The organism is Phytoactinopolyspora halophila (genome assembly GCF_003287285.1).
GTDB classification, from domain to species: Bacteria; Actinomycetota; Actinomycetes; order Jiangellales; family Jiangellaceae; genus Phytoactinopolyspora_A; species Phytoactinopolyspora_A halophila.
This window is the reverse complement of the sequence record NZ_QMIG01000046.1, coordinates 1-19,927: the sequence shown is the minus strand read 5'-3', so window position 1 is coordinate 19,927 and position 19,927 is coordinate 1. Positions and strand designations below refer to the sequence as shown.

The window sequence follows — 19,927 nt, the reverse complement described above, 5'->3', positions numbered from 1 at the left end:
GGGCCTGGCGACATTCGATGATTCGGCGGTGCCGCTCGGCGGGTATGACTGGACATAACACCCATACCCGAGAGGTGTGGAAGGCGGGATCCGTCGTGCAACCGTGGATCGTCGGCGGCGGGACCGTGGCCGCCCTGCTGCTCGTTCTCGTCATCGTGCTCGTGAGTACGCGTCATGTTGGCCTGCGTCGCAGCCGTGCGGAGGATGTGGAGAGCGGGGTGCTGAACGATGCGGCACGGATCGTCGAGCACGCGAACGCGCGGATTCGGCGTGAGGGCCTGGACGGTCGTAGCGCGGCCGGCGGTGACGACGGTCGTAGTGCAGCCGGTGAGTGAGGGCGCGGACGTAGCACGCGATCGATGCCGGTGGGCTCGTTTGGCCCGGTGAACGTTAGGGAAACTCACTCGTGGCAACGCATGACTCGTTGTAATGTGATGTCTGTCACTTATCACAGAAAGTGACTTCACTTGGCGGGACACGTCACGAAGAGTTGCTGCCGGGGCCATGTTGCTCGAAATGTCGCCGGGTGCGAGGAGCGTGACGATGGATGCGCGGCGAAAGCTCGCTGCCGGACCTTACGGGGGAGGTTCGGCAGCGGTCGCGCAGTCCGTTCACGCCCCACCACCCGGCCTCCCGGCTGCCCGCCATTCGGAACAAGTGATCGGATGCTGAGACAATCGCTCGATGTGGTTGACGCGCACCGACGATCTGGGTCACTGTACTTCCGTGCGATTCGGCATTCTCGTACCTCATTAGCGCGTAGGCGAACCACCGCCGACGCGCTACCCCTCGTGAGCCCTCGGGCCGAGGGGATTTTTTGTTGCTAGGGAGAGTTTCCGAGAGAACGCATGGACATCCGAAGGCGGACCACGAGTCGATGAAGCAGAAGAGGCCGGCAATGGGGCACGAACAGCGTGACGACGCAATGACGATGACAGGCGCAGAAAGCCTGATCCGCTCCCTCGAGCAGGTCGGTGTCGATACCGTATTCGGCATCCCCGGCGGCGCGGTACTCCCCGCCTACGATCCCCTCTTCGACTCCCGCCAGATCCGCCACATCCTGGTCCGGCACGAACAGGGTGCGGGCCACGCGGCGGAAGGATACGCCCTGGCGACGGGGCGCGTGGGGGTGTGCCTGGCGACCTCCGGTCCCGGGGCGACGAACCTGGTGACGGCGATCGCGGACGCCCACATGGACTCGGTCCCGATGGTGGCGATCACCGGTCAGGTGCCCAGCGCCGCCATCGGCACCGACGCCTTCCAGGAGGCGGACATTCGCGGCATCACCATGCCCATCACCAAGCACAACTACCTGGTGACCGACCCGGCGGACATCCCCCGCACCATCGCGGAGGCGTTTCACATCGCCGGGACCGGCCGCCCCGGACCGGTCCTCGTCGACGTCGCCAAGGACGCGATGCAGGCACAGTGCGAGTTCACGTGGCCGTCGACGACGGACTTGCCCGGCTACCACCCGACGACGAAACCGCACTCCAAGCAGATCCGGGAGGCGGCGCGGCTGATGGTGTCGTCGAAGCGGCCGGTCCTCTACGTCGGCGGCGGCGTGCTGCGCGCCCGGGCGTGGGACGCGTTGCGCCAGCTGGCGGACCTGACCGGCGTGCCCGTCGTCACCACGTTGATGGCGCGAGGGGCGCTGCCGGACAGCCACCCCCAGCACCTGGGCATGCCGGGTATGCACGGGACCGTTGCGGCGGTGACCGCGCTGCAGAAGTCGGATCTCATCGTTGCGTTGGGTGCCCGGTTCGACGATCGCGTGACCGGCAAGCTGTCCAGCTTCGCGCCGGGAGCAACCGTGGTGCACGCGGACATCGACCCGGCCGAGATCTCCAAGAACCGGGTGGCCGACGTGCCGATCGTCGGCGACTGCAAGGAGGTCATCAACGACCTCGCCACCGCGGTGCAGGCCGAGCACGCCGGAGGCCGCGTCGGCGACTACACGGGCTGGTGGAGCCAGCTGAACCAGTGGCGGGACCGCTACCCGCTCGGGTACGCGACCCCGGAAAACGGTGAGCTGGCGCCGCAGTACGTGATCGAGCGGATCGGGAAGATCGCCGGCCCGGAAGCCCTCTACGTCGCCGGGGTCGGGCAGCACCAGATGTGGGCGTCGCAGTTCATCTCCTACGAGAACCCCGGCACCTGGTTGAACTCGGGTGGTCTCGGGACCATGGGCTTTGCCGTTCCGGCGGCGATGGGCGCCCAGATGGGCAAACCCGACGCCACCGTCTGGGCCATCGACGGTGACGGCTGCTTCCAGATGACCAACCAGGAACTGGCCACATGTGCGCTGGAAGGCATCCCGATCAAGGTCGCGGTCATCAACAATGCCAGCCTGGGCATGGTGCGCCAGTGGCAGACGCTGTTCTACAACGAGCGGTACTCCAACACCGACTTGCACAGCCAGCGCGTTCCCGACTTCGTCAAGCTGGCCGAGGCCTACGGTTGCGTCGGGCTGCGGTGCGAAACGGCCGCGGACGTGGACGCGGCGATCGAGAAGGCGATGGCGATCAACGACCGCCCCGTCGTCGTCGATTTCGGCGTCCACCGCGACGCCATGGTGTGGCCCATGGTGCCCGCCGGTACCAGCAACGACGAGATCCAGATCGCGCGGGGCATGGCGCCGGAGTGGGACCGCAGCGACGACTGAGAAACATCGGGGTCGTGGTGGCGAGCCGCCGTCCCACTCGATCAGGGAAGAAGTGAGGAACAGATGAGCAAACACACGTTGTCGGTGCTGGTGGAGAACAAGCCCGGTGTGCTGGCCCGGATCGCGTCGTTGTTCTCGCGGCGGGGCTTCAACATCGACTCGCTGGCTGTCGGTCCCACCGAGTATCCCTCGGTGTCGCGGATGACCGTCGTCGTGGATGTCGAGGAATCCCCGCTGGAGCAGGTGACGAAGCAGCTGAACAAGCTGGTCAACGTGATCAAGATCGTTGAGCTGGAGCCGGCGAGTTCGGTGCAGCGGGAGCTGCTGCTGCTCAAGGTGCGAACCGACAGCGAGACACGGCCGCACATCCTGCAGACCGTCGAGCTGTTCCGGGCCAAGGTGGTCGACGTCTCGACCGACGCGGTGACCATCGAGGCCACGGGTTCCACGGACAAGCTGGAGGCGTTGCTTCGGGTGCTCGAACCGTACGGGATCCGCGAACTCGTACAATCCGGCGTGGTGGCCGTCGGCCGGGGTGCGCGATCCATCACCGACCGCACGCTGCGCCCGCTGGACCGCCTGGAACGCACCGCCTGACCCTACCGCCCCGATTTCTGAATGATCATGTATGGCACGTTTTCTCGGGCCATGACACGACTGCAGACGTGTTACGGCCCGAGGAAACGTACCAAACATGATCATTCGGGATCAGTAATCGAGTGAAGGAGACGCCCACTGTGGCTGAGATGTACTACGACGATGACGCGGACCTGGCGACCATCCAACAGAGGGTCGTTGCCGTCATCGGTTACGGAAGCCAGGGCCACGCCCACGCCCTGAGCCTGCGCGACTCCGGTGTCGACGTACGCGTCGGCCTCAAGGAAGGATCGCGAAGCCGGCAGCGCGCCGAGGATGAAGGCCTGCGCGTCGTGACCCCCGCGGAGGCCGCCGCCGAGGCCGACCTCATCGTGATCCTCGCCCCGGATCACGTGCAGCGGAACATCTACACGCAGGACGTGGAGCCGAACCTGCAGGACGGTGACGCGCTGTTCTTCGGGCACGGCTTCAACATCCGCTTCGGCTACATCAAGCCGCCGGCCGACGTCGACGTCGCCATGGTCGCGCCCAAGGGCCCCGGCCACCTGGTACGTCGCGAGTTCGTCGATGGTCGTGGCGTGCCCGTGCTGGTCGCCGTCGAGCAAGATCCCACCGGCAACGCGTGGCCACTCACCCTCGCCTACGCCAAGGCCCTGGGCGGACTGCGCGCGGGCGGGATCAAGACCACGTTCGCCGAAGAGACCGAGACCGATCTCTTCGGCGAGCAGACCGTCCTGTGCGGTGGGGTGTCGCGACTGGTGCAGAGCGGGTTCGAGGTGATGACCGGGGCCGGCTACCAGCCCGAGATCGCCTACTTCGAGGTCCTGCACGAGCTCAAGCTCATCGTGGACCTCATGTACGAGGGGGGTATCGCCAAGCAGCGCTGGTCGGTGTCGGACACGGCCGAGTTCGGTGATTACACCACCGGCCCGAAGATCATCGACGAGTCGGTGAAGCAGCGTATGCGCGACGCGCTGGCCGCCATCCAGGACGGGTCGTGGGCCGCCGGGTTCATCGCCGACCAGGACGCGGGCGCACCCGAGTTCAAGCGGCTGCGCGCCGAATCCGAGGCGCACCCGATCGAGGCCACCGGCAAGGAGCTGCGCACGCTCATGAGCTGGGTCAAGCCCGCCGACGACGACTACACGGAAGGCACCGCCGCCCGCTGAGGCGACTTCCGGAGGTGCCAGCACTGCGGCGACGGTAGACTGGACGGGTCATGGTCAGCCTGTTCCGGGAGCCGTCGCCGGTGCTGGCGCCGTTCGTCGACGTGCTGTGGTACATCGACGAGCCGCTGCCGCCCGGCCGGGAGCGTACGATCCCGACGGGAGCCGCCCAGCTCGTGGTGAACCTCCACGAGGACACGCTGCGCTGGTTCGACAGCGACCACCACGACGTACACCATCGCGAAGAGCCCGGCCACGACGACGAGGACGGCGGCGCTCGTGCGGTGCGGGCGGCGCATCGCACGTCGGGAAGCGGGCTGATCGGTGCGCTCACCCGTCCGTTGATCATCGACAATGCCGATCAGCGGGCCACCGTCGGAGTGGCCTTTCGGCCGGGAGGTGCGGCGGCGTTCTTCCACCCGCCGGCGAACGTGCTGGCCGAGCCGGTGATCGCGCTCGATTCGCTGTGGGGCCGGGATGGCGCGGTGTTGCGGGAACGGTTGCTGGAGCAGCGCACCCCGGAGAGCGCGCTGCAGGTCTTCGAGTCCGTCTTGCTGCAGCGCGTGGTCTCCGCTCCGGATTCCCTGGTCGGGAAGGCGGTGGAACGCCTCTCCACGGGAGCGCGCGTGGACGAGGTCGTCGACTGGTCAGGGTTGACCTCGACGACGTTCAATCGGCGCTTTCGCTCGGCCGTCGGGCTGAACCCCAAGGCCTTCGCGCGGGTGCGGCGGCTGCAGCGAGTGCTGCGGGCGGTGAACGGGTACGACGACGCCGGCGCTGGCGGCGGTCATGGTGCAGGTGACGGCGACTGGTCCACGGTGGCTGTCGAGCACGGGTACTACGATCAGGCGCATCTGATCAACGAGTTCCGGATGTTCACCGGCGTGACGCCGACGGCGTATCGGCCCCGCTCGCCCGGTGCATCCAACCATCTCCCGCTCCCATCCCGTCTGCCCCCTTCCGCTGATCATGAACACTAGGCGACTACATAGGTCGCCTAGTGTTCATGATCAGCGGAAGGGGGCGGGGAAATTTCCAAGCGCCATGTGCGGCCCTCGGGCGATGCTCGGGACATGACATACATGACAGTCGTGCCGAAACTCGTCGTCGCCGGCGCTGACGCGGCGATCGAGTTCTACCGCAAGGCCCTGGGCGCGGAGCTCACCGCCCGCTACACCGCGGGCGATGGGTCCGTCGTCTATGCCGAGGTGTGTATCGGCGAGACGAGGATCAGCATCAAGGATGAGGACGGCTTCGATCGCTCGGCGTCGACCATCGGCGGGTCCGCGATCATCCTCACGCTCGACGTCGCCGACGCCGACACCGTCGCGAACTCCCTCATTGACGCCGGCGCCACCGTGGACATCCCGGTCGCGGACCGGCCGTACGGATACCGGCAGGGCCGGGTCACCGACCCGTTCGGCTACCAGTGGATCATCTCCCAGCCCATCGACACTCCCACGTCCTCACCCATCGACACTCCCGCTGATCATGAACGGTAAGCGACGAGACCTTGTGAAGATCGTCGATCTCACCGGCGCTGCCTGAGGTCGATCGATAATGGCGCCGGTGAGCGGAGGCGGCGTGTACGCGGCGCCCACTTTGATACCCAGACGTGCGAGAACACCGCCAGATCGGCGAATTAAAGCACGTTTCAGTATCGAAGTCGCCTCACCAGCGCCGCGTGCCGAAACGATCCCCTAGTTTTCGTGGGCATGGGAGAGATCAGTAAAAATGATCACCCAGGACATGGTTGCGTATGTGCAGCAGGTGCTGGCGCATCAGTTGCTGCGCTGACTCGCCGTCTCGTTCCAGGAGAGCGTCCACGATCTGCTGATGGTCCTGCTTGTACAAGGCCAGGCGTTCTGCCGTGAAATTACGACGCAGCAGCTTGTGCCAGAGCGGGTGATCGTGCATGTCGAACGTCTGGCAGATGCTGATGAGCATGCGATTGTGCGTGGCAGCCGCCATTGCCCGATGAATCGCGCTTCCCCACAGCTCGAACTCGTAACGACTCTCGGCGCTGTTCCCGCCGTGCAGGCAGCGCTCGATCTCGGTGAGATCCGATCCGGTTCCCTCGGTAACGATCAGAGGCATCATCTGCGGCTCGAGGAGTAGCCGAGTCGCCATGATCTCCGCCGGGCTGGCGTCATTGACGCTAACGGTTTCGTGATCCACGGACTCCGGTGCGAGGAACGTGCCGCGACCGATGTGGCGGGTGATTCGTCCTTCGGCTTCGAGTGATTCCAGGGCACGCCGGACGGTGGTCCGCCCCTCTCCGGATAGCTGCGCGAGATCGCGTTCTGTTGGCAGCTTGCTCCCCGGAACGAGGTTGCGGGCAGTGATCTCTTGCTCCACGACATCGATCACTCGCTTCTCGGCGCCGACGTCTCCTTTAGGCATCACACCTCCTGTCGATTGCGTGACCATCCTAGCATATTGGTCCAGATTGGTTTGGATCGCAACTCCCGGGTCGTCGGCCTAGCGCGGGCGCGGTTATCCCATATGAATCCCGCATATGACCTTTGATCGGGACAGTTCTGTATTGACGCCAGCTCATGTCGCCGATACGGTTGAGCAACCAATACAACCGATCGAGACCATAAACGGCCTAAAGGACGTATTGGTGCGTCAATGGTCAGCGCGGCGAGCGTACGCAAATGGCCATGCGAGATGTCGGACTCGTGGAGACCCTGCGGCTACGACGATCCTTGCGCGGCGCCCGACCAGCGACTGCCCGGGAGCCGCCCGGCTCCGGGCCCGAGAAGGAGGAACGTCCAGTGGTGGAACGCGTACTCGACCTCACGATGAAGCCATATCCGTGCCCCGAGGGTTACAACCGGGCGGCGGTACAGCCAGTCGTGGGCTTCGAAGAGCCGGAGACTCCGATCCTCACCGAGCCGCTCAGTGCATCCCGGGATATCGCGAGTCTGCTGAGTTTCAACCAGCGACGGCTCTCGATGCTCGGCGTGCAGCCCGGCGAGACGTTCAATTACGGGACCATCACGACCAAACCGCACGGGACGAACCTGACGTTCGACAATCGCGGTTCCGCGACGTCTGCACATCGCTGCGCTCCCGATCTCCCGGCGGAGCGATTCGTTGGAGCGCTGGCGTTGGTGAACCTCGCAGGTTCGATCAAGCCGGGTGACGTCATCACGATCGGCCACCTCGAGCCGTACGCCGAAGCCATCCAACCCGGCACCGTCGTGTTCATCCGAACGGACTACAGCAAGCAACACCGGAGTGCCGAGCCGACGGCCGAGTACTACACCAACTCACCCACGCTCGACGTCGCGGCAGCCGAGTGGCTGGCCGAGCGGCGAGTGCACGTCGTTGGTGCGGACGTACGTACGCTCGATTCTCGCTACACCGGCCACTCGACGGGCACGAACGTGCACCAGGTGCTCAATGCGGCCGGTGTGGTCGTCGTCGAAGACCTGGCCAACCTGGACCAGCTCGGTAGCGAGCACGAGTTCGCGCTCGTCGGGTTGCCCCTGGGGGTGCGGGGTGTCTCGGGAGGTCCCGCCCGCGTCTTCGTCATCAACCGTGCAGATCCGACGACGTTCGTGGATTGCACGCACCAGCTCGAGTACTTCCCGGACAAGGTCACTGACGAGATTCCGTTCGTCCCGCCGGAAACATCCCTGGACGAATTGCGAGACATCGGTGACTACCCGAATCCGCTTCCCGGACGGATCGATCCCAGGGAGCTCCAGGAGCAGGTGGCCCGGCAGACGCGGCTCACGCCGTTCAATATCCGGCACCCGGAGCTCGGCCTGATCGGACAGGAGATGTACATCCAGTATGGCCATTCGACGACGACGCATATCGAGGGTGCCTTCTTCGATCCCTGGGGCAGACATCACGTTCCGGACGAGATCCTCCGGCGATACGTGCGGATGCCAGCCGACAGGCTCATCGGTCCAGGGGTGTTGGTGAACCTGGGCGACATGATTGGCCCTGGCCAGCAGATCGACGCGGGGCATCTCGACGCCGTGGACCCGGGCGTGCGCGAGGGTGACATCGTCTTCCTTCGGACCGACATCACCGACTGGTACTACTACGGTGCCGACGTCAACATCACCGTCACGCCGGGGCTGAGCCCGGATGCGGGACAGTGGTTCGTAGATCGGGGCATCCGCGCTCTCGTTCTGGACTGCCCCTCGGTCGAACGCTCGGACCCGTTCTCCGCGTCCGGTCTCCGGAATACGTCGAACAAGATTCACTACTTGCTTCACCGGAACGACATTCCATTGGTCGAGTGGGCCCTGCGGTTCCACCATTTCCGCAAGCAGCGGTTCATTGCCGCGATCCTGGCCCTACCGGTAAGCCATCAAGGCTGCTTCCCCGCACATCTCATGGCTATCGAGCAATGGGACTGAGCTCGCCAGCTCGTCTCGACAACATGAGCGCACTGTCTCCCTGGTCGTGTGTGACCGTGTGACTCGACCACTGGCTTCGAACTCCGCAACAAGGCGAGGGAGGAAGAGAATGAGGCCGAATCTTGGGGTAGGTGAGGGTGTCACCCGCCGGCAGTTCATGAGGGCTGGTGCTGGTGTCGCCGCAAGCGCATACGCGCTTGGCTCCGTCGGCACGTTGGCCGGATGCTCGGAGGAGACGACGAGCGCGGCCTCGGGCACGGTCCGGGCTGTGGTGCCGGAAGGGGGGCTGTCAAGGGCGTTCGTCGAGGCTGCTCGGGAATTCGAGAGCACGTCGGACATCTCCGTGGAGATACTCACGTATCCGTACGCGGAAGCACGTCAGCAGCAGTTGTTGGAGCTGGGCGGCGGAGGAGACCTTGACGCGGTGCTGATCGATGGGCAGATCTGGCTCGCCGAACTGCACCAGCATCTCGATCCGATCGACGACAGGATCGACGCGTCGGAGCTGGAGAGGTTCGTCGCGTCGATGCCGACGATGTTCCAGCGTGACGACGCCACCTACGCGCTCCCGTTCCGCGTCGGTGGCTGGGTCCTGATCTACCGGGAGGACCTTTTCGACAGTGCCGGGATCACGCAGGTGCCGCAGACGTGGGCGGAGTTCCGGGACGCTGCGGAGAGGCTCACGAGTGACCAGACGTATGGCTTTGCCGCGCCGCTGGCCCAGACTAACTTCCTGGTTGCCCAGTGGCTTCCGTTCCTGTGGTCGTTTGGTGGTGAGCTACTGACGGGGGACAACCAACAGGCCGCGTTCAACAGTGACGCTGGAATCGAGGCGACGACGTTCCTGGTCGACCTGTACAAGGACGGTCTCGTGCCGCCCGGGGCGATCGAGGCTGATCACGATGGCGTGATCACCGCGATGCAGCAAGGCCAGACCGCGATGGCGATCACCTACTCGCCCTACTACCTCGAGATGAACTCGCCCGATCAGTCGGATTTCGCCGGCAGTTTCGCCGTGGCAGGGGAGCTACCCCGAAGAGCGGACTCCGATCTCGACACCGGGCGCTCGATGATCACCGGCTGGGGCGTCGGTATCGCCCGGAACAGCGTGAACAAGGATGCGGCGTGGGAGTTGGCCGAGTATCTGACGCGAGATGACGTCCAGGCGACGCTCGCGATCGAGCACGGAAACAGCCCGACGGTTGCCTCGGTCTATCGCGACGAGGAGTACCTGGAAGCGTACGAAGCCGCGGGTGAGGTCCTTGACGTCCTGAAAGGCGCGTCAACTCGCCCGGGAGTCGTCGAGTGGACCGAGATCGAAGAAGCACTCGCCCTGCGGCTCTCGGAGGCGCTCACGGACAGCCGGACGGTTGCGGAAGCACTGTCGGCTGCTGAGGAGGACGTGAATGAGGCCCTCGGCAGCTAGGAGACTCCCGGGGTAATGCGTAGCTGACCGGACGCCGACATTGCAGGTGGTGGAGCCAGATCATGCAGACGAAGCCGCATGGAGTATCCCTGCAGCACCACCCGGCGGGCGGCTGGCGAGGACGCGCGGCGAGCCCGTTGGAGCGCCACCGGGCTCGGGTGGCCTACGGCTTTATCCTGCCGGCGCTGCTGGTGCTGGCAGCGATCCTCGCCGCACCGATCGTCTTCAGTCTTTACGTCAGCCTCCACGACTGGACGTTATTCGGTGATCAGCCGGAACTGATCGGCCTGGACAACTATGTTCGGGCGCTGTCGGACCCGGCGGTGCTCGCGTCCTTCGTCAGGACGGCGTTGTTCGTACTGATCACGGTGGGCGCGCAGACAGTTCTCGGGTTCGGCATCGCGTTGTTTCTCTTCCGTGAGTTCGGGCGCCTGCGGCTGCTCGGCATCGTGCTCTTGCTACCGATGATGATCTCGGAGGTTGTTGCGGGCCTCGGCTTCCGGCTCATCCTGAGCCACGACGTGAGCCTCCTGAACTGGCTCCTCGGCCTGGTTGGGATCGAACCCCAGGTATGGCTCGGTTCCGATTGGGCTTTCATCAGTGTCATGGCCGTGGACGTCTGGCAGCACACGCCGTTCGTCATTCTCGTCCTGTTTGCCGCCATGCAGGGTCTGCCACAGGACGTCCTGGAAGCGGCGAAGGTGGACGGCGCGACCGGATTCACCAGCGTACGCCACATCATGCTGCCACTGCTGATGCCAGCGCTGCTCGTCGTCGTGATGTTCCGAACGGTGTTCGCGATGCGGGTGTTCACGCCCATATACATCCTGACCGGCGGGGGACCTGCGGACAGCACCACGCTGCTCGGTATCGAGATCTATCGCGCCGCGTTCCAGCACTACGAGATGGGCTACGCCGCGGCGCTGTCTGCGCTGATGCTGCTGTTCAGCATGGCCGTCGGCGTGTTGTACATCAAGCTGCTGAGCCGCGAGGCGCTGAGCTAGGCGGAGCGCCGGCCGGAAAGGAGTGACGTGCGCACCAAACGGCTGTTCCGGAAGTCGGCAGGCTACGCGATACTCGGCGTGACGGTACTGGTGGCGCTGACACCCATCGTGTGGCTGGCGTTGACATCCGTGAAAAGCGCGACCGACCTGATCGCCTGGCCACCGAAGATCTTTTTCTCGCCCACGCTGGACAACTATCGGGAGATCTTCCAGACCAGGCAGATTCCGGTATCGCGATACTTCGTCAACTCCGTCGTGGTGACACTGGTCAGCACCGTGGTCTCGGTCGCGCTCGCAGCTTTCGCGGCCTACGCGCTGTCGAGGCTGCGGCCCCGAGGGCATCGTTTCATCGGGCTGCTCATCCTCAGTGTCCGGATGCTGCCACCCATCGCCCTCGTCTCGCCCCTGTTCCTCATCGCTTCCCGCCTCGACGTGCTGGACACGAGACTGGCGCTGATCTTGCCGTACATCGCGCTCAACATCCCGTTGGCGACGTGGATGCTGCAAGGCTTCTTCATGGACCTGCCCCGGGAGCTCGAGGAGGCTGCCCTGGTCGATGGGTGTGGGTATATCCGGACCTTTCTTCTGATCATCCTCCCCCTCACGGGTCCAGGTCTTGCAGCGGTGAGCGTGTTCTCGTTCGTCCTGGCGTGGAGCGATCTGGTGCTGGCGCTCCCGCTAACCAGATCGGACGCCGCGACGCTCCCGGTGTTGGCATCGTCGGTGCGCACGGAGGAAGGCATTCAGTTCGGCCAGCTCGGTGTCATTGCCATGCTCATCGTCATTCCGGTGGCGCTCTTCACCGTTGTCGTTCGCCGCTGGTTGGTTCGAGGGGTGACTGCCGGTGCGGTGAAGTGACCCACCGAAACACTCCCGCTGATCATGAACGGTAAGCGACTACATAGGTCGCCTAGTGTTCATGATCAGCGGAAGGGTCTGGGGAAGGGAGCGGGAGATGGGGGCTACATGCCGAGCAGGCGGCGCAGCTCCCGGGTCTTGCGCCGCGAGACCTCGACCCTGCTGCGCCGGTGATCGTTCATCACCAGCACGAGCGAGCCCTTGAAATCGGGGATCAGCTCGCGGACGTGGTCGAGGTTGACCAGGTGCGAGCGGTGCGCCCGGAAGAAGTGCCCGCCCACCCGCCGCTCCAGCTCGTTGAGCGAGTAGTTCACCAGCACGCGGTCACCGGAGAGTTGCAGGTACGAGTATCCCCGCGCCGCGCTGGCGTAGACGATCGCCGACTCGTCGACGAGCACCGTACGATCACCTTGCTGGACGGGAATCCGTCCCAGGGGATCGGATGCCCACCCGGCGGCCCGTCCCGGCTGGCTCGGGACCTCGGGCTCGCTCTCTTCCACCGGCGCGGAGAGCGCCCGATCCAGCGCGCGGCCCAGCCGCTCCGCGTCGAACGGCTTCACCAGGTAATCGATCGCTTCGAGGTCGAATGCCTCGACGGCGTAGTCCGGATAGGCCGTGGTGAAGATGACCTTCGGCGAGTTCGGCGCCTCCCGCAACGCGGCGGCGACCTCCAGGCCGGTGCCTCCGGGCAGCCGGATGTCGAGCAGTACCACGTCATATGTGAGTGATCGCAGCAGCGTCAGCGCTTCCTCGGAATTCGTCGCTTCGCCGACCACCTGGACATGATCGAACGTGGTGAGCAGGTAGCGCAGTTCCTCCCGGGCGGGCGCTTCGTCGTCGACGATGAGACAGCGCGCACGCATCGGCTCACTCCCGTCATCCCAGTGGAATTCGCAGGTCGACGACGGTCCCCTCGCCTTCGTCGGATCGGATGTCGAGACGATAGCGTTCACCATACAGCGCCGCCAAGCGTTCGGAGATGTTTCGCAATCCCAGCCCGCCGTCCACGCCGCCGGCCGGCGAGGTGAGCTGTTCGAGCACGTCGGAATGGATGCCGACGCCGTCGTCGGCCACCCGGATCGAGGTGGTCCGGGTCAGCGGGTCGACGCGCGCCTTGAGCGTGATGGTTCCCCCGTCGACCTTGTCGGCCAGGCCGTGTTTGACGGCGTTCTCCACGAGCGGCTGGATCGTCAGGACGGGCACATGCGCGGTGAGCACCTGGGGATCGACGTCGTAGCGCACCCGCAGGCGCTCGCCATAGCGTGCCTGCTCCAGCGAGAGGTACGTGCGCACGAAGAAGTACTCGTGGCTGAATTCGGCGAAGTGCCCGTCTTGGCGCACCGCGTAGCGGAAGAAGTCCGACAGCCGCAGCAGGAGTTGCCGCGCCTCTTCCGGATCGGTTCGGGCCTTCGAGGTGATGGTGTTCAGGGTGTTGAACAGGAAGTGCGGGTTGATCTGTGCGCGCAGGGCGTCGAGCTTGGCGTCGACGGCCAGGTTGCGTTCCCGGTCGAACTCGGCCAGTTCGAGGTGCAGCGAGAGGATCCCGGCCAGGCCTTCGACGAGGCTGCGCTGCGGCGGGATCTCGTCGAGGCGATACACCTTGAGGGTGCCGACGACGCGCTTGCCGTCCGTGAGCGGAGCGATGACGGCAGCTTGGAGGGGGCAGTCGGTGTTCGGGCAGCCCAACTTGGAGCGTTTGCGCACGACGACGGTCTTGCCGCCGGCCAGAACCCGGGCCGAGGACTCGGTCTGTGGTGGATCGCCGACGGTGTGGTGGTCGGAACCGGGGCCGACGAAGGCGAGGACCTTCTCGTGGTCGGTGATGGCCACGGCGTCGCCACCGAGCAGGGGGTGCAGCAGCTTGGCGGTGCGCTCGGCCGCCTCGGCGTTCAATCCGGACCGCAGCGGGATCGAGCGGCCGACGGCGGCGATGGTGGAACCGTGCCGGCCCGGCTGGCGTGCCGTCGCCCCCGCCGTGCGCGCGGTGCGGGCAAAACGGTTCAGCCGGGGCATGCGCGTGGTGCGGGTGGTCGGGGCGGTACGGGCGCCGCGCAGCGCCGACGGGTAGCCGAGCGTCAGCACGACGGTCAGTCCGATTCCCAGCAGCACCGTGGGACCGACGGTCAGCGGGGGATCGGCCACGATCTGTGTGAACAGGTACACGAGGCCCCACGCGAGCGTGGTGAGCCCGGCCAGGGGCAGGCTGCCACTGTTCATCGCTGCGGTCCCGAATGCAGGTCGGCGACGCCGGAGATGGTGAGGCGGGCGAGCCGCTCGGCACGCCGGTCGGCTGCGGTGCCGTGCAGCCGGAGCCACAGCCGCTCCAGGTTCGCGGGCGTGCGGGTGTACAGCGAGATCACGACGGCGACCCCAGCGGCGAGTGGCGCGGCGACGACGGTGGGCGTGAGCAGCATCTCACCGAGGCCGCGGTCCCCGGCGATCGTCCCGGTGGCGAACATCGTGATGGCGGTGACGGCACCCGTGACGATGCCGGCGACGGCGCCGGCTGCGGTCATCCGCCGCCACCAGATGGTGAGGATGAACACCGGGGTGAGTGCCGAGCCGGCGAAGGCGAACGCCCACGTGACCATGGTCGCCACGATCGACGGGAACATGGCTGTCAGTGAATCCGGACGCAGGCTAAGCGCGAGGGCCGCGGAGAGCCCGGCCACGGTGAGCACCGCCCCGCGCCCGGCCCATACGGCCTGGCGCTGCGTGGCACGCGGGTTGATGTGGCGCTCGTAGACGTCGTGTCCCCAGGATGCGGCGGAAGCCAGCAGCAGCCCGGCGATGGTCGACAGCACCGCGATCAGGGCACCGGTGGCGATGAATCCCAAACCTGCCTGGCCCCCGTACAACCGGCCCAGGGCCAGCAGGGCGTGTTCGGGGACGCGCAGCACCCCGTCGACGGTCAGCTCGTCCAGCCACGGATGCCGGGATGCTGCCGCTGGAATGAGTGCGCGGGCGGCGGTGCCGAGCATGACGGCCAGCGCGTAGAACAGCCCGGCCAGGCCGAGAACCCAGACCGTGGTCATGCGCGCGGCGGTGCCGGTGGGGCTGGTGAAGTAGCGGTTCATGATGTGCGGCAGCCCGGCGGTGCCCATGACCAGCGTCATGATCAGGGCGAACTGCCCGAGCGGCCCGTACCGCCCGCCGGGTTCGCCGAAGTGGATCGCCTCACCGGGGTGCAGCCGGTTCGCCTCGGCTTCCAGCTGCCACTGCCCGCCGGTGTGCACGGGGTTGGCCAGGGGCTCTGCGCTCACGTCGGCGACGGCGTCGGCGTAGTGGAACCCGGACCCGACGACGGCGATGGCGAGCCAGACGAACGCGGCCAGGAGTAGCAGGAACTGGATCGCCTGTGTCCAGGTCGTCCCGCGCATGCCACCCAGCGTCACCAGCGCGGTGATCACCGTCGTCGCGACCACCACCCCGGTGGCGTACGGCGACAGGCCGGCGATGCCGTGTCCCACCAGCAGCTCCCACGTGATGCCGCTGCCGACGGCCTGCGGGACCAGATACGAGAGGATGATGAGCTGTACGGCGACGACGGCGGTGAACCGGACCCGGTCGGACTCCAGGCGGCGGCCCAGGAAGTCCGGGATGGAGAACTCTCCGAAGCGCCGTAACGGAGCGGCGACGAACAGCAGGACGGGTACGAAGCCGGCGGCGAATCCGGTGGCATACCAGATGCCGTCGAGGCCGGAGACGTAGACCGATGCGGCGACACCCAGGAACGATGCGGCCGAGAAGTAGTCGCCGCAGATGGCGCACGCGTTCGTGACGACGCCGACACGCTGGCCCGCGAGATAGAAGTCCAGCGTGGAAGCGCGACGCGGCCGGATGAAAATGCCGACCATGATGACGGCGATGAGCAGCGCGACGAGGATCAACACGCTCGCAGTGATCACGTCGTATCACCATCGGTGTTGTCCCCATCCCCGCCCGCCAGCTTGCCGTTCTGGCCGGCGGCCTGATCGTTGTGGAGATCCGCGGGGCGATCGCCGGTCAGTTTGCCGGTCAGGTCCTCGCGAAAGTCGTCGGTGAAGTCGTCGTGAAGGTCGTCGGTCACGGCCTCGTGAAGGTCGTGGTCGCTGCCCCCGAGCATGCGGTGCTCGACCGCGTTGGACAGCCGAGCGGCGGCGATGGCCAGCACGAAGAAGAAGATGTAGAGCCCGAACGCCGCCATCGCGAAGTTGGGGCTCATACCGCCGATCAGCCGGCCCTCGGACCACCAGTCGAGGGCAAGCGTGAGGAACGGCACGACGAGGACGACCCCGAGGAAGACGGCGACGTGACTGACCGCGACCCTGCGCAGGGTGCGAACGGTCGCGTCGACCTCGGCAGGCATGTCGTACTCGTCGGACGATTCGAACGTCCCCATGTCCGTGCCGGGACCGGGCTGAACCATGGGGTCATCGTGCGCCGTGCGGGGCGGTGCGCGCCAGTGCTTGTGCCGTAGCCATGCGCGGCCGCGTCGGGGATGGGAACGGTGCGCGGCCGGCGTGACGCGGATGCGGCCCGTGCGCGAGCGGCGCACTCCTGGTCCTAACCAGCAGCGCGGATTCGCCAGGCGGCACGGAGCACGACGACCGCACCCCCGCTGACCATGACCAGTCCGATACCTGGGAGGAGGCGTCCCCAGCTGTCCGTAGTGGCGCTGAGCTGGATCAGCCGGATGAACTGCCACATGGCGAGAGTCGCCACGGCCACACCGGGAACGAACGCGTGCGCGAGCGCGACCCGGCGGTAGGGGAGGAGCGCTCCAGCGATGACGATGACGCCCGCGCACAACGTCCACAGACCGGGCCCGACGGTCCCGGACAGGTGGCCGACGGGGGTCGAGACCCAGGGCAGGAGGGAACCGATGGCAATGAGGAGGCCGCCGAGCAGCATTCCCGCGCTTCCCACATGCATGATCCGGCGCGACGGGCTATGGGTAGCGGTGTGGCCGGTCGGTGTCATGTGGCGCCCTCCCTCATCGGGTCGGCCGGGACCGCGGCGGAACCCTGGTGACGGTCCCTTCGCGTGGACCTGACGTGCGGGGAGTGTAACCCGACGGCAGCGCTCTCCGGCATGGGGACGTTCGTCAGGGGTTCCTCTGGAGGCGCGAGCGGGCATATCCCGCTGCGAACGGCCGAACGGCGGGACCGGGACCGGTCCGCCGGCACCGCGATGACCGTTGGACGGCCGGGACGGGCCGCTCGTTCGAGTAGGCCTTGTGTGCTGTATGAGCTTGTCGGTTCGGTGTGCTTACTACAGGTGCGGAAACGTCGCTGATCGGTTAGCGCGCGGCGCCCGTATCTCGCCCGTATCTGCAGGAGGGAGTTCGGACGTGGCTACTCGCACGGACGCGACTCGAGACGATGGGCCGCCTTCCGGTGACTGGAGGCGGGAGTATTGGCGCCGCAACCTCCGGCTCATGGCCGTGTTGCTGTGCATCTGGTTCATCGTCTCGTTTGGCGCGGGAATCTTGTTCGTCGACGTCTTGAACGAGTTGACGATCTTCGGGTATCCGCTGGGGTTCTGGTTCGCCCAGCAAGGATCGATCTATACGTTCATCCTCTTGATACTCATCTATGCGCTGCGCATGGATCGCCTCGACGACAAGTTCGGGGTTAGCGAGCGTGACGAGGACGCGGGCGGCGACACCGGCATGGCCGCCGGGCACGCGCCCGCGGAAGCGGAATCTCAGGGTGCGGCGGCAACCGGAACGGCCGGTGCGACCGCCGACACGACGGAGTCCGAGGCGAGCTTGGACGGCGTGCCCGGGGGCGCAGCGGGCGGCGCCAGCGCCGACGACACCGCCGACGGCACCGATGACGGCACCGGCGACGGCGAGAACGGGAGGCAGGCGACGTGAGCGACATCCAGCTGTGGACCACGATCTTCATCGTCCTGTCCTTCGGTACCTACATCGTCATCGCCTGGCGTAGCCGGGTGCGCGAGACGGAGGGCTTCTACGTCGCCGGTCACGGCATACCCACCGTCGCCAACGGAGCCGCGGTCGCGGCGGACTGGATGTCCGCGGCGTCGTTCATCTCCATGGCGGGGTTGATCGCCTTCCTGGGCTCGGACGGTTCCATCTACTTGATGGGATGGACCGGCGGCTATGTCCTGCTTGCCCTGTTGCTGGCGCCCTACCTGCGCAAGTGGGGCAAGTACACGGTGCCGGAGTTCGTCGGCGATCGCTACTCCGAGCTGGTGCGTACCATCTCGGCCGGCGCGGCCATCATCATCTCGTTCACCTACGTCGTCGGGCAGATGAACGGTGGCGGTATCGTCTTCAGCCGCTTCCTGGGCATGGGGATCAACGGGGGCGTGCTGATTGCCGGGGCCATCATCTTCACCTACGCCGTGCTGGGCGGGATGAAGGGCATCACCTGGACCCAGGTCGCCCAGTACACCGTGTTGATCACGGCCTACCTCATCCCGGCGGTGGCCGTCGCGCAAAAGATCACCGGGTTTCCGATCCCGCAGGTGTCGTTCGGGCAGATCCTGGACGAGCTCAATGCGCTGGGAACCGATCTCGGTTTGAACGAGTACACCGCCGCGTTCACCGAGCGCCCGCAGATCGACGTCTTCCTCGTCACGATGGCGCTGATGATCGGCACGGCGGGCCTGCCGCATGTGATCATCCGCTTCTACACGACGAAGACCGTCCGGGGCGCGCGCTACTCGGCGTTCTGGGCGCTGTTCTTCATCGGCCTGCTGTACACGACGGCCCCTGCGGTCGGCGCGTTCACCAAGTTCAACCTGCTCGAAGGGGTGGAGAACACGCCGGTGTCAGAACTGCCGCAGTGGATCGACAACTGGGCGGCCACCGGGCTGGTCAGCGTCGCCGAGGACGCCGAGACGATCCAGTCGGTGGGCAACGATCCGGCGTCGGGAGCGGACCTCATCGTGAACAACGACATCCTCGTCCTGGCCTCGCCGGAGATCGCCGGGCTGCCCGCACCCATCGTCGGTCTTGTCGCGGCAGGAGGCATGGCCGCCGCGCTGTCCACGGCGGCCGGGCTGCTGCTGGTGATCTCCTCGTCGGTGTCGCACGATTTCTACTTCCGCCGGATCCGCAAGACCGCGAGCGACCGCGAACGGCTGCTCGCCGGCCGGATCGCCATGGCCGGTGCCGTCGTGATCGCGATCCTCGCGGGGATGAACCCGCCGGCGTTCGTGGCACAGGTCGTCGCGTTCGCGTTCGGCCTCGCGGCGGCGAGCTTCTTCCCTGCCCTCGTGCTCGGGATCTTCTGGAAGCGGTGCAACGCCGCAGGCGCCGCGTCGGGCATGGTGGCCGGCCTCGCGGTGACGATCACCTACATGGTGTACACGCTGGAGGTGTTCGGCACGTCAGAGAACGATCACATCTTCGACATCAGCCCGGAGGGCGTGGGCACCATCGGTGCCCTGGTGAACTTCGTCGTGGCGATCGTGGTGTCGAAGCTGACCCCGCCACCGTCGGCGACCTTGTCGGAGATGGTGGAGAACATCCGCTATCCCGCTGCCAAGCGCCGGGTGCCGGCCGGGCGCGACGGTTAGCCGGGGAGCCGTCTACCGCCTGATCTTTGCCGGCGCCTGGCTCGAGAGCTCGTGAGAGCGGCCGAGAGCCCGCTCTCACGAGCTCTCGGCCGGATGGCCACCGGATGCGCGACTGCGTTACGCGACACGCGACCGTCACGCGTGCGTGCTCACACCCCGGCGAGCGCGTTGACCTGTGCGGGGGAGAGGGCGTGGTCGATGACCATGACGGCGGCGCCGATGGTACCCGCGCGGTCGCCGGTGTGGGATTGCACGATGCGCAGGTGTTGGGTGGCCAGGGGCAGGGAGCGGCG

The 19,927-nt window shown here is 66.3% G+C and carries 17 protein-coding genes and 2 pseudogenes; 12 read left to right on the top strand and 7 right to left on the bottom strand.

Going from position 1 to position 19,927, the window contains the following annotated elements; all coding sequences use genetic code 11:
• Window positions 1–95 precede the first annotated feature (95 nt).
• The 6 genes from DPM12_RS21720 to DPM12_RS21695 all read left to right on the top strand — a co-directional run bounded on the left by DPM12_RS21720 (window position 96) and on the right by DPM12_RS21695 (window position 5,930).
• Window positions 96–335 carry a hypothetical protein gene (locus tag DPM12_RS21720; protein WP_123788409.1) on the top strand — a complete coding sequence of 80 codons (240 nt, stop codon included), beginning with the start codon at window positions 96–98 and terminating at the stop codon, window positions 333–335.
• A gap of 485 nt (window positions 336–820) precedes the next feature.
• Window positions 821–2,665, top strand: coding sequence for an acetolactate synthase large subunit (locus DPM12_RS21715; protein ID WP_281269696.1), 1,845 nt, complete (start codon window positions 821–823; stop codon window positions 2,663–2,665).
• Window positions 2,666–2,728: 63 nt separating this feature from the next.
• The gene (gene ilvN / locus DPM12_RS21710; protein WP_112260441.1) at window positions 2,729–3,262 is read left to right on the top strand and encodes an acetolactate synthase small subunit; all 534 of its coding nucleotides are present in this window, start codon (window positions 2,729–2,731) and stop codon (window positions 3,260–3,262) included.
• Window positions 3,263–3,411: 149 nt separating this feature from the next.
• Window positions 3,412–4,431, top strand: coding sequence for a ketol-acid reductoisomerase (gene ilvC, locus DPM12_RS21705; RefSeq protein WP_112260458.1), 1,020 nt, complete (start codon window positions 3,412–3,414; stop codon window positions 4,429–4,431).
• Between the two features lie 50 nt (window positions 4,432–4,481).
• Window positions 4,482–5,408 (top strand): helix-turn-helix domain-containing protein, encoded by a 927-nt coding sequence (locus DPM12_RS21700; RefSeq protein WP_112260440.1) that lies wholly within the window; start codon window positions 4,482–4,484, stop codon window positions 5,406–5,408.
• A gap of 93 nt (window positions 5,409–5,501) precedes the next feature.
• Window positions 5,502–5,930, top strand: coding sequence for a VOC family protein (locus tag DPM12_RS21695; RefSeq protein ID WP_112260439.1), 429 nt, complete (start codon window positions 5,502–5,504; stop codon window positions 5,928–5,930).
• 223 nt (window positions 5,931–6,153) lie between these two features.
• On the opposite strand, the gene DPM12_RS21690 is transcribed toward DPM12_RS21695, so the two are convergent.
• Window positions 6,154–6,831 (bottom strand): FadR/GntR family transcriptional regulator, encoded by a 678-nt coding sequence (locus DPM12_RS21690; RefSeq protein WP_158543004.1) that lies wholly within the window; start codon window positions 6,829–6,831, stop codon window positions 6,154–6,156.
• 257 nt (window positions 6,832–7,088) lie between these two features.
• Here DPM12_RS21690 and DPM12_RS21685 point away from each other — a divergent pair, with 257 nt between their 5' ends.
• The 4 genes from DPM12_RS21685 to DPM12_RS21670 all read left to right on the top strand — a co-directional run bounded on the left by DPM12_RS21685 (window position 7,089) and on the right by DPM12_RS21670 (window position 12,101).
• Window positions 7,089–8,813, top strand: a complete 1,725-nt coding sequence (locus tag DPM12_RS21685) for a cyclase family protein (RefSeq protein WP_112260437.1) — start codon at window positions 7,089–7,091, stop codon at window positions 8,811–8,813.
• Window positions 8,814–8,922: 109 nt separating this feature from the next.
• The gene (locus tag DPM12_RS21680) at window positions 8,923–10,239 is read left to right on the top strand and encodes an extracellular solute-binding protein (protein WP_112260436.1); all 1,317 of its coding nucleotides are present in this window, start codon (window positions 8,923–8,925) and stop codon (window positions 10,237–10,239) included.
• A 62-nt stretch (window positions 10,240–10,301) separates the two neighbouring features.
• Complete coding sequence (locus tag DPM12_RS21675) at window positions 10,302–11,243, top strand: carbohydrate ABC transporter permease (protein ID WP_112260435.1); 942 nt, start codon at window positions 10,302–10,304, stop codon at window positions 11,241–11,243.
• A 27-nt stretch (window positions 11,244–11,270) separates the two neighbouring features.
• Window positions 11,271–12,101, top strand: coding sequence for a carbohydrate ABC transporter permease (locus tag DPM12_RS21670; protein WP_112260434.1), 831 nt, complete (start codon window positions 11,271–11,273; stop codon window positions 12,099–12,101).
• Between the two features lie 104 nt (window positions 12,102–12,205).
• On the opposite strand, the gene DPM12_RS21665 is transcribed toward DPM12_RS21670, so the two are convergent.
• The 5 genes from DPM12_RS21665 to DPM12_RS21645 all read right to left on the bottom strand — a co-directional run bounded on the left by DPM12_RS21665 (window position 12,206) and on the right by DPM12_RS21645 (window position 17,063).
• On the bottom strand, window positions 12,206–12,964 hold the full coding sequence (locus tag DPM12_RS21665) for a LytR/AlgR family response regulator transcription factor (RefSeq protein WP_112260433.1): 759 nt from the start codon (window positions 12,962–12,964) through the stop codon (window positions 12,206–12,208).
• 13 nt (window positions 12,965–12,977) lie between these two features.
• Window positions 12,978–14,318, bottom strand: coding sequence for a histidine kinase (locus DPM12_RS21660; RefSeq protein ID WP_112260432.1), 1,341 nt, complete (start codon window positions 14,316–14,318; stop codon window positions 12,978–12,980).
• Window positions 14,315–16,009: a sodium/solute symporter gene (locus tag DPM12_RS21655; protein WP_112260431.1), complete on the bottom strand. Its 1,695-nt coding sequence runs from the start codon at window positions 16,007–16,009 to the stop codon at window positions 14,315–14,317. Before DPM12_RS21655 ends, DPM12_RS21660 begins: the two co-directional genes overlap by 4 nt.
• Entirely contained in the window at window positions 16,006–16,509 is a 504-nt protein-coding gene (locus DPM12_RS23700) for a hypothetical protein (RefSeq protein ID WP_211659222.1), read from the bottom strand. The genes DPM12_RS21655 and DPM12_RS23700 overlap by 4 nt, the downstream gene beginning before the upstream one ends.
• Window positions 16,510–16,646: 137 nt before the next feature.
• Window positions 16,647–17,063: a hypothetical protein gene (locus tag DPM12_RS21645; RefSeq protein WP_211659221.1), complete on the bottom strand. Its 417-nt coding sequence runs from the start codon at window positions 17,061–17,063 to the stop codon at window positions 16,647–16,649.
• Window positions 17,064–17,433: 370 nt separating this feature from the next.
• Here DPM12_RS21645 and DPM12_RS24405 point away from each other — a divergent pair.
• A pseudogene (locus DPM12_RS24405) lies at window positions 17,434–17,724 on the top strand (DUF4212 domain-containing protein); the annotation flags it as partial.
• Window positions 17,725–17,957: 233 nt separating this feature from the next.
• Window positions 17,958–19,634: a sodium:solute symporter family protein gene (locus DPM12_RS21635; RefSeq protein ID WP_112260429.1), complete on the top strand. Its 1,677-nt coding sequence runs from the start codon at window positions 17,958–17,960 to the stop codon at window positions 19,632–19,634.
• A gap of 149 nt (window positions 19,635–19,783) precedes the next feature.
• Here the strand turns inward: DPM12_RS21635 and DPM12_RS24400 are convergent.
• Window positions 19,784–19,927: pseudogene (locus DPM12_RS24400) on the bottom strand (sugar kinase); the annotation flags it as partial.